This window comes from Gemmatimonadales bacterium (assembly GCA_035502185.1).
GTDB lineage: Bacteria > Gemmatimonadota > Gemmatimonadetes > Gemmatimonadales > JACORV01 > Fen-1245.
Genome location: DATJUT010000063.1, coordinates 1 through 11988 on the forward strand (window position 1 = coordinate 1; position 11988 = coordinate 11988).

13 protein-coding genes are annotated in these 11988 nt (G+C 70.9%); 4 read left to right on the top strand and 9 right to left on the bottom strand.

The window, feature by feature from the left end; genetic code table 11:
- The 3 genes from VMF70_08250 to VMF70_08260 form a co-directional block, all read right to left on the bottom strand.
- Positions 1 to 844 (bottom strand): alcohol dehydrogenase catalytic domain-containing protein (locus VMF70_08250; GenBank protein ID HTT68004.1); only part of this gene is annotated, 844 nt, incomplete at its 3' end.
- Between the two features lie 28 nt (positions 845 to 872).
- Positions 873 to 1286: a cupin domain-containing protein gene (locus VMF70_08255; protein HTT68005.1), complete on the bottom strand. Its 414-nt coding sequence runs from the start codon at positions 1284 to 1286 to the stop codon at positions 873 to 875.
- Entirely contained in the window at positions 1286 to 2275 is a 990-nt protein-coding gene (locus VMF70_08260) for an aldo/keto reductase (GenBank protein ID HTT68006.1), read from the bottom strand. The genes VMF70_08255 and VMF70_08260 overlap by 1 nt, the downstream gene beginning before the upstream one ends.
- A 65-nt stretch (positions 2276 to 2340) precedes the next feature.
- Between VMF70_08260 and VMF70_08265 the strand changes: the two genes are divergently transcribed.
- From VMF70_08265 to VMF70_08275, 3 genes are all read left to right on the top strand, one after another.
- Positions 2341 to 3261 (top strand): LysR family transcriptional regulator, encoded by a 921-nt coding sequence (locus tag VMF70_08265; GenBank protein ID HTT68007.1) that lies wholly within the window; start codon positions 2341 to 2343, stop codon positions 3259 to 3261.
- Positions 3262 to 3419: 158 nt separating this feature from the next.
- Positions 3420 to 3755: a PadR family transcriptional regulator gene (locus VMF70_08270; protein HTT68008.1), complete on the top strand. Its 336-nt coding sequence runs from the start codon at positions 3420 to 3422 to the stop codon at positions 3753 to 3755.
- Positions 3752 to 6385 (top strand): ABC transporter permease, encoded by a 2634-nt coding sequence (locus tag VMF70_08275; GenBank protein HTT68009.1) that lies wholly within the window; start codon positions 3752 to 3754, stop codon positions 6383 to 6385. The genes VMF70_08270 and VMF70_08275 overlap by 4 nt, the downstream gene beginning before the upstream one ends.
- Before the next feature lie 60 nt (positions 6386 to 6445).
- On the opposite strand, the gene VMF70_08280 is transcribed toward VMF70_08275, so the two are convergent.
- The 6 genes from VMF70_08280 to VMF70_08305 all read right to left on the bottom strand — a co-directional run bounded on the left by VMF70_08280 (position 6446) and on the right by VMF70_08305 (position 10788).
- The gene (locus VMF70_08280) at positions 6446 to 6838 is read right to left on the bottom strand and encodes a VOC family protein (protein HTT68010.1); all 393 of its coding nucleotides are present in this window, start codon (positions 6836 to 6838) and stop codon (positions 6446 to 6448) included.
- On the bottom strand, positions 6835 to 7179 hold the full coding sequence (locus VMF70_08285) for a metalloregulator ArsR/SmtB family transcription factor (protein HTT68011.1): 345 nt from the start codon (positions 7177 to 7179) through the stop codon (positions 6835 to 6837). Before VMF70_08285 ends, VMF70_08280 begins: the two co-directional genes overlap by 4 nt.
- Positions 7180 to 7383: 204 nt before the next feature.
- Positions 7384 to 8178, bottom strand: coding sequence for a HEAT repeat domain-containing protein (locus tag VMF70_08290; GenBank protein HTT68012.1), 795 nt, complete (start codon positions 8176 to 8178; stop codon positions 7384 to 7386).
- A complete protein-coding gene (locus VMF70_08295) occupies positions 8175 to 9617 on the bottom strand; it encodes a HEAT repeat domain-containing protein (GenBank protein HTT68013.1) in 1443 nt (480 codons plus the stop codon). The genes VMF70_08290 and VMF70_08295 overlap by 4 nt, the downstream gene beginning before the upstream one ends.
- The gene (locus tag VMF70_08300; protein ID HTT68014.1) at positions 9617 to 10249 is read right to left on the bottom strand and encodes a hypothetical protein; all 633 of its coding nucleotides are present in this window, start codon (positions 10247 to 10249) and stop codon (positions 9617 to 9619) included. Before VMF70_08300 ends, VMF70_08295 begins: the two co-directional genes overlap by 1 nt.
- Positions 10246 to 10788, bottom strand: coding sequence for an RNA polymerase sigma factor (locus tag VMF70_08305; GenBank protein ID HTT68015.1), 543 nt, complete (start codon positions 10786 to 10788; stop codon positions 10246 to 10248). The genes VMF70_08300 and VMF70_08305 overlap by 4 nt, the downstream gene beginning before the upstream one ends.
- A 361-nt stretch (positions 10789 to 11149) precedes the next feature.
- On the opposite strand from VMF70_08305, the gene VMF70_08310 reads away from it, so the two are divergent.
- Positions 11150 to 11941, top strand: coding sequence for an HD-GYP domain-containing protein (locus VMF70_08310; protein ID HTT68016.1), 792 nt, complete (start codon positions 11150 to 11152; stop codon positions 11939 to 11941).
- Positions 11942 to 11988: the final 47 nt, after the last annotated feature.

The following is an 11988-nucleotide window of genomic DNA, read 5'->3' on the forward strand; positions in this document are numbered from 1 at the left end:
AGAAGCTCTCCTGCGCCCACGGCGTCGCCCCGTAGTGCGGTACGCCGACGCGGCCGACCGCCCCGCCGGGGCGCGCGATGCGCATCGCCGTCAGCATGGCTGGCTCCGAGCCCACGCACTCGAGAACGCTGTGGGCGCCCAGGCCCCGCGTCAGCTCGCGCACCCGCTCGGTGCCCGCGTCGCCGCGCTCGCTCACGATCTCCGTTGCACCGAATTCCCGGGCCAGCGCGATGCGGTCGAGGTGACTGCCCAACAGGATGACCGACTCGGCGCCCAGGCGGCGGGCCGCGATGACGCCGCAGAGTCCGACCGCCCCGTCGCCGATCACCGCCGCCGTCTTCCCGGGGCCCACGCGCGCGGCTCGCGCCGCGTGGTGGCCGGTGCCCATCACGTCCGAAAGCGTGAGCAGCGACGGCATCAGACCGTCGTCCTGCCCCACCGGGAGCTTGACCAGCGTCCCGTCGGCATGCGGCGCGCGAACCGCCTCACCCTGGCCGCCGTCCTGCTCGGTGCCGCCCCACCAGCCGCCGTGGAGACACGACGTCTGAAGCCCCTCCCGGCAGAACTCGCACGTGCCGTCCGAGATGGCGAAGGGCGCCACGACCACGTCGCCGCGCTTCACCGTGCACACCTCGGCGCCGACGTCCTCCACGATGCCGATGAACTCGTGGCCCATGCGCACGCCCGTGGCGCTCGGCTCCATCTCCTTGTAAGGCCAGAGGTCGCTGCCGCAGATGCACGCCCGCGTCACGCGCACGAGGGCGTCGGTCGGCTCCCTGATGCGGGCGTCCGGGACGTTCTCGACGCGAACGTCGCCCGCGCCGTACATGATGGTCGCGCGCATCCTGACTGCTCCTGCTCCGTGAACCGGGTCAGCGCCGGGCCTGGGGCCCGCGCTGGTATTCGTCGTCGCGCACCTTCTCCATCCACTCGACCGCCTTGCCGTCGAGCGCCTCCTGGATGGCGATGTGCGTCATTGCCGTGGTCGGCGAAGCCCCATGCCAGTGCTTCTCGCCCGGCTCGAACCAGACCACGTCCCCCGGACGGACCTGTTCGATCGGCCCGCCCTGGCGCTGGACCCAACCCCAGCCGAAGGTGACGATGAGAATCTGCCCCAGCGGGTGCGTGTGCCATGCGGTCCGCGCACCGGGCTCGAACGTCACGGCGTTGCCGGCTGCGCGCGCAGGAGCGCGCGCCTGAAACAACGGGTCGATCCGTACCGTGCCGGTGAACCAGTCATCCGGGCCCTTGCTGGAAGGCTGAAGCCCAGTGCGTGTGATCTCCATCAGAGGCCAGTCCTTTTCTCCAGGTGCTCCGGATAGCGCGCCCCCTGGATCGTGATGTTCGCGGCGGCGCCATCGATCTCCCGCAGGTCGTCCGGCGTCAATTCGACGTCTGCGCCGCCGATGTTCTCCTCGAGTCGGGTGAGCTTGGTCGTGCCCGGGATCGGCGCAATCCACGGCTTCTGCGCGAGCAGCCAGGCGAGCGCGATCTGCGCCGGCGTCGCCCTCTTTTGCCGGGCGATCCGCCGCAACAGGTCCACCAGGCCTTGGTTCGCCTTCCGGGCCTCCGGCGTGAAGCGGGGCACGATGTTCCGGAAATCGGTGCTGCCGAACGCCGTCTTCTCGTCGATCTTCCCCGTGAGGAAGCCCTTCCCCAGCGGGCTGAACGGCACGAACCCGATGCCCAGCTCTTCGAGGGTCGGAATGATCTCGTCTTCCGGCTTCCGCCACCACAACGAGTACTCGCTCTGCAGGGCGGTGACCGGCTGAACCGCGTGGGCGCGGCGAATGGTCTTTGGGCCGGCCTCCGACATTCCGAAGTGACGGACCTTGCCGGCCCTGATCAGGTCCTTCACGGCACCGGCCACGTCCTCGATCGGCACGGCGGGGTCCACGCGATGCTGGTAGAACAGGTCGATCGTACCGACCTTGAGGCGCTTGAGCGAGGCGTCCGCGACCGCCTTGACGTGGTCGGGCCGGCTGTTGGTCCCACTCTGTCCACCGTCCGGTCCGAACTCGAAGCCGAACTTGGTTGCGATGACCACTTGGCTCTTGAACGGCGCAAGAGCCTCGCCGACGAGCTCCTCATTCGCGAACGGCCCGTACGCTTCCGCCGTGTCGAAGAAGGTGACGCCGCGCTCCACCGCTGACCGAATGAGGGAGATCATCTCCTTCCGGTCCGGATACGGAGGGTACGCGAAGCTCATCCCCATGCAGCCGAGGCCGAGGGCCGAGACCTCGAGACCACTTCTTCCCAGTGTGCGCTTCTGCATCGCTCCTCCCGCTGTGGCGATTACCGAACTCACAGTACCCCGCAACCTGGTCCGCCGAATAGCTGGTGGAATCGGCATGGGTCTATGAATATTGTTCACAAATGGCTCGCGACGATCTCAACGTGTTGTCGGCGTTCCTCTTGGTGGCGGAGGAGCGCAGCTTCACGCGGGCGGCAAAGCAGCTGGATGTGTCGCCCTCGGCCCTGAGCCACGCGATTCGGGCGCTGGAAGAACGGGTCGGAGTACGCCTGCTTGCGCGCACGACGCGCAGCGTCGCCCCGACGGAAGCGGGGGAGGAGTTCCTCGCTCGGCTTCGCCCGGCACTCGGTGACATACGGGGGGCACTGGAGCTGCTCTCTGGCCATCGCGACCGGCCCGCGGGGCGTGTGCGGCTCCTGGTAGCCCCCATCGCCGCGATGACGGTGCTCGCGCCGAAGCTCGGGCGGTTCGCGCGCGAGTACCCCGATGTGGTGCTGGACGTCACGACTGACGAGAACCGCATCGATCTCGTCGCCGGGCGCTTCGACGCGGGAATCCACCTCGGCGAGTTCATCGAACGGGACATGATCGCGATCCGCGTGTCCCGCGAACTCACGCCGGCCATCGTCGGCTCGCCTGGCTACTTCAAGTCGCATCCGAAGCCGGCGTCCCCGCGTGACCTCACGAGTCACCGGTGCATCAACTTCCGGCACGGATCCGGCCCGGTGTACCGATGGGAGTTCGACAAGGGGAGCGAGTCCCTCACCGTGGCGGTCAGCGGTCCGCTCATCGTGGACGACGTCGACGTCATGCTTCGGGCGGCGGTGGACGGCGCGGGGCTCGCGTACACGACGGTGGAGCACGCCGGAGAGCAACTCGCGAGTGGGAAGCTCCTCCGGGCGCTCGGGGACTGGTGCCCGCCATTCCCCGGCTTCTACCTGTACTACCCCAGCCGGCGGCAGCTGCCGGCGGCGCTCTCCGCGCTCATCGAGACCCTGCGTCTGTAGTGGCATTGGCGCGGCGGCGGCTGGGTGATGAGCGGCGCCATGCGCGGTACGGACGCGGTTGCGCTCGCAACCGGGCTCTGGAGCGTCAGTGCCCACGCTTGCATCCGCCCGGTCACGGCCATAGACTGTCTATCCCATAGACCACCCATGGCCACTTCGTGAACCGTCCGGCGAAGCGCGAGCTGCTCCCGGGACTGCTCGACATGCTCATCCTCAAGACGCTGACCGTGCAGCCCATGCACGGTTACGGCATCGCGCAGCACCTCCACCGGATGTCGCGCGAAGTGCTCCAGGTGGAGGAGGGGTCGCTCTATCCGGCGCTCCAGCGGATGCGGCAGAAGGGCTGGATCAAGGCCGAGTGGCGGCAGACGCCCAACAACCAGCGGGCGCGCTACTACACCGTCACCCCGGCGGGCCGGCGCCAGCTGAACGCCGAGGAGGCCGGCTTCTCGGAGCTGATGGCTGCGGTCGGCCTGGTGATGCGGCCCGCATGATCTTCCTCCGCGAGTGGGTGGCGAGAGCGCGTGACTGGCGCCGGCGCGGCGCGCTCGACCGGGAGCTCGCGGAAGAACTGCAGTTCCATCGGGAGCACCTCGAGCGGGACGCGGTCGCGGGCGGCGCGAGCACGGAAGAGGCGGCGTACGCGGCCCGGCGCCGGCTCGGGAACGCGACCCTGGTGCGGGAAGAGGCGCGGGAGCGGTGGTCCATCTCGTGGCTCGATCACGCGCAACAGGACGTCCGTTGCGCACTCCGCGCCGTTCGCCGCAACCCGGGCTTTGCGCTCGTCGCCGTGCTGACCCTGGCCCTCGGCATCGGCGCCAACACCGCCATCTTCAGCGTCGTGGACGGGGTGCTCCTGCGACCGCTGCCCTACCGCGAGGCGGACCGGCTGGTGACGATCGGATCGAGCGTCGCGCTGGGCGGGGAGACGAACGCGGCCATGGCGCTGTCGTATCCGGACTATCGGGACATCCGGAAGCTGAACGATGCCGTCTCCGGCATCGCCGCATACTCCAGCGACCGCTACAACTTCACGAACACCGACGAGCCGCGCGAATTGCAGGTCACCCGGGCCTCCGCCGATCTCTTCTCGGTCCTCGGTGTGTCGCCGGCCATCGGGCGCGCGTTCAACGCAGGCGACACGCACGCCCCGGTCGCGATCATCTCCCACGCGCTCTGGCTCTCCAGCTTCAACCGGGACGCGAGCGCGCTGGGGCGCCTGATCACGCTGGACGACACGAGCTTCACCATCGCCGGGGTAATGCCGGCCGGCTTCGCGTTCCCCGACGCGCGCACCGACGTCTGGATTCCGATCGGCTTCGCCCTCGCCGACCCGGCCATGGCCGAGATGCGGATGTACCGCGCGTTCTCGACGGTGGCGCGCCTCGGGCCGGGGGCTTCGCTGGGCAGGCTCCGGAGCGATCTCGATCTCCTCGCCAGCCGCATCTCGGCCTCGGGGCAGCCGATCTCGAAGGTCGGGAGCGGGGAGACCTTCGTGGCCCACCTGCTGCGCGATCAGGTCGTGGGCGACGCGCGGCAGCCGCTCCTGATTCTCTTCGGCGCGGTGGCGCTGGTGCTGCTCATCGCGTGCGTCAACGCGGCGAACCTCCTCGTCGCGCGCGCGAACACCCGCGAGAAGGAGTTCGCCGTGCGGCGCGCCATCGGCGCGGGTCGCTGGACGATCGTCCGCCAGCTGCTGGTCGAGAGCGTGCTCCTCGCGCTGGGCGCCGCCGTGGTGGGGCTGCTGCTCGCGGCCCTGGGCCTCCATCTCCTCGCCGCCCAGCTCCCGCACGGGTACGTGGTCGGCCTCGACGGCGCGGTGCTCGGCTTCACCGTGCTCCTCGCCGTGGCGACCGGCCTGGGCTTCGGCATCGTGCCCGCGCTGCGCGCCTCGGCCCCGGCGCTCGAGCAGTCCCTGCGCGACAGCGCGGGCGGCACCGTCGGACGGCAGCGCCGCCGCGCGCGCGACGTGCTCGTGGTGAGCGAGGTGGCGCTGGCGCTGGTGCTGCTCGTGGGCTCGGCCCTCCTGGTCCGGAGCTTCATCAGCCTGAACGCGGTCGATCCCGGATTCGACCCGCAGGGGCTCGTGGCGGCGCGGATCCGTCTCACGCCGGCGACGTACTCCGCGGCGAGTCAGAAGCGCGCCTTCTTCGACGACCTCCTCCAGCGCCTCCGGGGGCGGCCGGGCGTCGGCGCGATCACGATCGCCGACGGGCTGCCGCTCGCCGAGGTCAATACGGTGGGGATGAATCCGCACGCCATACGCCCCGACGACCTGGATCAGTTCCTCGAGATCGCCGCGGTGAGCGTCGGGCCGGCCTACTTCTCGACCATGCACGTCCCCATCCTCCAGGGTCGTGCGATCACCGCCGAGGACCGCGAGGGCTCGAAGGAGGTCTGCGTGGTGAGCCAGGCGCTCGCGCACCGACTCTGGCCGCATCAGAACCCGATCGGCCAGGGCGGGATGGGCGCCGACGGCAACGCCGCGGTCGTGGGCGTCGCGGGCGACGTGCGCGGCGAATCGCTCGAGCGCGAGGGGAGGCCCACCGTCTACGTCCCGCTCACGCAGTCGCGGAGCCGGAACTACGACGAGATGTGGGTCGTGCTCCGCTCGGCGCATCCGCTGCGCGTCGTGCCCGAGCTGCGGCAGGCGGTGCACGCCGAGGACGCCGCCCAGCCGATCGCGGAGATCACGACCTACGATCAGATCATCCAGCAGCGCTACGCGAGCCTCAGGCTCATCACCGCGCTCATCACGCTCTTCGCGGGACTCGCGCTCGTGCTGGCGGTCATCGGGATCGCCGGCGTGACCGCCTACGCGGTGTCGCAGCGCACGCGGGAGCTGGGGATTCGCATCGCCATGGGCGCGCGAACGATCGACGTCCTCGGCCTCCTGTTGAGCGAGACGGTGGTGCTGGTCGGGATCGGTCTCGCCATCGGACTCGCGGCGGCGTTCGGCGCCACGCGCGCGCTGCGCTCGTTGCTCTATGGGGTAACGAGCACGGATCTCGTGACGTTCGGCGGGGCGGCGTTCGCGCTCGGGCTGGTGGCGTTGGCGGCCACCTACGTACCGGCGCGGCGGGCGGGGCGGGTGGACCCGGTGGTGGCGCTGCGGAGTGAGTAGCGCGCTCGTCTACATCATCGTCAGTCCAGTCCTCTGGAGCGATCCAGATGACCGCCGGTCCTACCAGCGTGCCAGCTGCGTGATCTGAACCAAGTTGCCGCAGGTGTCCTTGAGCATGGCAATGGTCGAGCCGGTCACCTCGGTTGGGGGCATGGTGAACTCGGCGCCGCGACCCTTGATCCGCGCGTAGTCGGCCTTGACGTCGTCGGTGAAGAACATGGCCGCGGGCTGGTTGGCCTGGAACCTGGCCTGCTGGTAAGCCCTGGCCGCCGGGTCGTCGTTCAGCGCCAGCTGCAGCTGGGTGCCGTCCGGCTCCTCCGCCGAGGCCACCGTCAGCCACCGAAACGGCCCCTGACGGAAATCGGCCTTCTTGGTGAAGCCCAGCACCTCGGTGTAGAACCGCAGCGCCTTGTCCTGGTCGTCGACGTATACGCTGACCAGCTTGATCCTCATCGGTTCCCCTCCCCGGTCATTGGTCCATTCTGACCCAGCAGGCCTTCGAGGCGATCGAGGCGCCCGCGCCAGAAGGCGCCGAAGAAGCTCATCCAGTCCACCAGGGGTGCGAGCCCTCGCGGCCGGGCGCTGTAGTGCGTCTGGCGTCCCTTGCGCCTGGCCCGCACCAGCCCCGCGTGCTTCAGCACGCCCAGGTGCTTCGAGACCGCGGGCTGGGAGACGTCCGCGTGGCCGATCAGCATCCGCACGGTCCGCTCGCCCTCGCGGCTCAGGCGCTCGCACAGCGCCCGGCACGTCGGATCGGCAAGGGACCCGAGGACGGCGTCAGGTGCCGTATGCACAGGAAACGGACAGCCTTTTGGTCATGAACCAACGATAGCCAACTGGTTTATGAATGGGCAAACGCCGGCAATCGCGCCCAGGACGTCCGTTCCCGGACAACTCCCCGGCGCCGGACACGGCGATGGAGCGAAGCAGGAATACTCGTAGGGGCACGCATCCCGCGCGGTCGTCGCCGCGCGCGCCCCCGGCGTTGCGCGATCCGATCAGTGCCGGGTCAGCACCTCCTCGAACAAGGCGACGGCACGTGGGTCGCCGGTCTGGCCGAGCCAGAAGAAAGCCTTGCGGCGGACGTCCGGGTCGCGGTTGGAGCGGGCGATCCGAATCAGGGCCGGGACGCCGACGTCCCGTGGCTGCTGCGACAGGGCGAAGACGGCCTGCTCGCGTACGTCGCGATCCAGCGAGTCGTCGCCCGCCATGGCGGTGAGGTCCGCGGTCGCGGCCACGCCCGCCGCCTCACCCAGCCAGAACACCGCCTGCTCGCGAGAGCGGCGGGGCGCGACGCCGTCGCGCGCGAGCCGGACGAGATCGGGCCAGACGCTCGCGGAGTCCGCGAGGGTCGCAGGGAAGACGGCGTCGTGCGCGGCCGGCACGTCCGCGCGGCGTGCCAGGTCCACGAGGAAGCGCGCCGCCTCGGCGGCCGGGACCGTTCCCAGGTCCGTCACGCCGCTGGCCGGCTTCCAGCGGCCGCCGACGTAGGTCCGCAGGTGGGTGACCACGCCGCCCTCCACCTGGAGAACCAGGCGCACGGGGCCCGAGTCGCAGGGACATTCGTCGTCGTCCCAGTCGGCGCTGGAGTTGACCCGGTGCCGTCCACAGTACCCGCCGGCGCAGTCGAACGAGATGTTGCCGGCGCCGTTGCCGCATACGCCCGGCCGCGCGGCGTACGTCAGCCGGACCGCGCCGTCCGGGGCGCGCGCGACGCGCTGTGCAAGGGACTGGGCCCGCACCGGCAGCGCGGCGCCGAGCGCCGCCGTGAAGACGAGGAACGCCCGGGTCATTGGTTGACGATCTCCAGGAGGACCTGCGCCGCGCGCGGGTCGTGGGACTGGCCCAGCCAGAACAGCGCCTTCTTGCGCAGGTCCGGGTTCGTCTCGTGCCGTGCGATGTCGATGATCTTGTCCAGCGCCTGCGGCTCGTGGCGCTGGGAATACACGAAGATCAGCTGCTCCTTCAGATCGACGTCGCTGATGCGGTCGTACAGCTGCGTCAGGTCGGCGATGCCGGCCCCGGTCTGGCCGGCCCAGAACAGCGCCTTCTTCCTGAGGTCGACGTCCTCGCGCGAATTCACCGCGAGATCCATCAGCCAGCGGGTGTTCTCCTCCGAGTGCATCTGGGAGAGCGAGAAGATGATCTTCTCCTTGAGGTCCGAGGAGGACACCCGCGCATACAGGTCGCGCAGGAACGACCCGTTGTCCGCCTCGTGCTGCTGGCCCAGCCAGAAGACCGCCTTCTCGCGCGTCTCCTCCGGCGCGTCCTCGCGTCCGGCGTAAGCCCGGAGCATCTGCTCCGCGCGGGGATCCCGGATCTGCGACAGGGCGAACACGGCCTTCTCGCGCAGGTCCTCGTCGGTCGAGGTCCGCAGGATCGAGTCCAGGGCGGTGACCGCGCGCTCGCTGCCCACCTGCGAGAGCCAGAACACCGCCTGCTCCCGCACGTCGCCGTCCGGGTCGTCGCGCGCGACCGAGAGCAGCACGTCCTCGGTCTCCGGCGTGCGCTTCTGCGACAAGACGAAGACGGCCCGCCGCCGCAGGCCGGCGGAGCACGGGTCGCGGCGGGCCAGCACCTGCTTCAGGACCGGCACCGCGTTCACCGCGTCCATCTGCATCAACGCGTTCATCGCCGCCACGCGGGGGTCGTCATCGTCGTCGGAGCACGCGCGCTGGGTGGCCTGGCCCGTGTCGGCACCGGTGGCGCCGGCGTGGGCCTGGATCCACTCGCCGGCCCGGGGGTCGCCGCGGCGCGCCAGCTCGCCGTAGACGCGGGCCAGCAGGGCGTCGCCGTCGCCGCGCGTCGCGGCACGCGGGAAGTGCGCGGCCTGGTACTCGAGCAGGGTGGTGGCGACGCGGAGATTGGCGTCGTCGCCCGTCCGGTAGAGCGCGAAGGCCGCCCAGTAGTGTGCATCCGGCACGTACTCCGACCGCGGATACCGCCGGATCAGGTCGCGGAACGCGGTCGCGGCGTCGGCGTAGCGACCCCGGTTCAGGAGCTGGCGCGCGGCGCGATACAGGGAATCGCCGGGATCGTCGGGAGCCCATGCCGCAGGCGGCTCGGAGGCGAAGAGGCGACCGTCGGGAGCGGCGATGGCCCCGGGCGCCGGCGCCTGCGCGCCGAGGGACGGCCATCCGGCGGCACCGGCGGCGCGCGGCGCCGGCGCGGAGGCGGGGGCGGTCTGCAGGGCGAGCGCGACGGCGGCGAGCAGCGAGAGCTTGCTGGACATCACAGTGCTCCTTGGGTGCGCGCAGCCCCGGCGGCCGCGGGAGTCGCGGCCCGGAGCCGGGTCAGCACGCTGTGTTGGGTCAGTCCCTCGTTGATCAAGTCGATGTCGTCCTGACGCCCGGCCTCGCCCCGCAGCTGGGTGATCTGCGCCAGAACCAGCTCGAGATCCTGCAGCAGGGACCGCAGCTCGGCATCGCGGCCGACGGGGGAATCGAGCATCAGGCGCGTGGTGGTGAGGAGATCGCGCGCCGAGGCGACGAACTGCGGATCCAGCCGGCGCCCCCGGCTCTCGGCGCGAAAGCCGGTGAGCAGGACCTCGGTGCGGGCGAGATACTGCGCGGCCGCCAGGCGGTAGGGAGCGGAAAACGTACCGGGAGCCGCGGCCGTGGACGCGCCCGTCCGCGGAGCCGCCATCCAGCCGAGCCTTCCGAGCCCGATCCCCAGGACCAGCGTGGCCGCGAGCGCCAGGCCCCAGCGGAGCCGCCTCAGGTTGCGCCGGGCCGCACGACGGCGCTCCAGCTCGGCGGCGATCGCGGCCCACATCTCCTGGCGCGGAGCGGTCGGCGGAGCGTGGTACGCCCGGGCCGCTTCCCGCAGTCTCTCGGGCAACGCGTCGTCGGGTTCGGTCGTCATGGGATCCACTCTCCCTCGAAGTCGGCCAGGGCATCCCGCAGCTTGGCGCGAGCCCGCGACAGCTGGCCCTTGGACGTGCCGGCCTCGATGCCGAGCGCCGCGCCGATCTCATCGTGCGTGTAGCCTTCCACGTCGTGCATCACGAACACGGTGCGATATCCCTCTGGCAGCGCATCGATCGCCTCCGCCAGCCGCCGCTTCAGGTCGGGCTCGGCTTCGCGGCCCGTCCACGCCACGTCGTGACCGTCCTCCAGGCCGGTCTCGCGCCGGCGCAGCCGCTTGACCTTGCGCAAGCCGTTGAGCGCGACCGACACGGCGACTGCATGGAGCCAGGTGGAGAACAGCGATCCACCACGGAACTCGTGCAGGTGCTCGAACGCGCGGACGAACGTGTCCTGAGTGAAGTCCCGCGCCAGGTCGGCGTCGCCGGCGAGCCGGAACACCAGCCGGTACACCCGGTCGACGTGCGCCTCGTACAGCGCCCGCTCCGCCGCCGGCTCACCGGTGCGCGCTCGGGCGATCAGCTCGGCTTCGTGCACGGGACTCCGGCAGTGACGGTCACACGTCCGACACAGGGTGCCGGGAAAGGGTTGCGTCGAAGCGAGGTTCGGCCGGCCGTGGTCGTCGGGCTCACTCGCGCGGCCCCCTCGGGGATGGTGATCCGGCCAGGAATGCCGGGGCCGGCGCCGGTGCGGCGGATTGCCACCGCGCCTCGCCTGCCCGGCCCTCGGCCCGAACGGCGGGTGGCGTCACTTCCACGGCGCGGGCGCCGTCACCTTTGCAGGGGTCGCCCTGTCCCTGTAAGCCACCGGGACGCGACCGCGCGGGCCCCCGCCGGCGGGGCTCGCGCGTCTTCCGGACCCGGGATTCGACCGTAGCTGTGCTGTAATGGGAGGCGCGATGCGCTGCGTGGCAAGCTGGAACTCGCAGCTGATGCAGGGGGACGCCTGGGCGGGCGCGGGACGGAGGCAGTGGTTCGCGCTGAACGACGGCCCGATCCACGCGGACGCCGGCGCGCGCCGTGAGAGGGACGCCGGTCGCCTGCGCCCGTCGCTCGACGCGAGGGGCCTCGCGGTCGTCCGCGGCTTCAGGCTGTCGATCGAATCGTCCGACGGCTACACGTACGGGCACAGCGAGCGGGTGGCGCGCTACGCCTCGCAGGTGGCCGGGGCCTTGGGCATGGCCGAGGTCGAGATCGACGCGGTCCGGGTCGGCGCCTATCTGCACGACGTCGGCAAGATCCGCGTGCCGTACGAGATCCTCAACAAGGCCGGGCGCCTGACCCCGGCCGAGTTCGACGTGATGAAGATGCACGCGGTCTGGGGCCTCGAGCTGCTCGAAGGTGTGGAGTTCCCGTTCGACGTCAGGTCCATCATCCGCTGGCATCACGAGAAGCGCGACGGCTCGGGGTACCCCGACGGCCTGAAGGGGGACGAGATCCCGTTGTGCGCCTCCATCATCGGCATCGTGGACGTGTACGACGCGCTCACCAGCGCCCGCAGCTACCGGCCGGCGATGTCGCCGGCCGACGCCCTGCGCGAGATGGGCTCGCGCCGGAGCTGGTGGAGGCCGGAGGTCTACGACGCGTTCCTGAGCGCCGAAGCCCTGCCCACGTTCAGGCCCACGGTCCGCGCCATGGCCCGCGGCGGTGTCGCGGGGCGGGTGCGCACCGGGAGTCCCGCCGCCGCCTAGAGCCTCCGCCGGCCGCGGTGGAAGCCGCGGCGCTCCGCCTGTAGCTT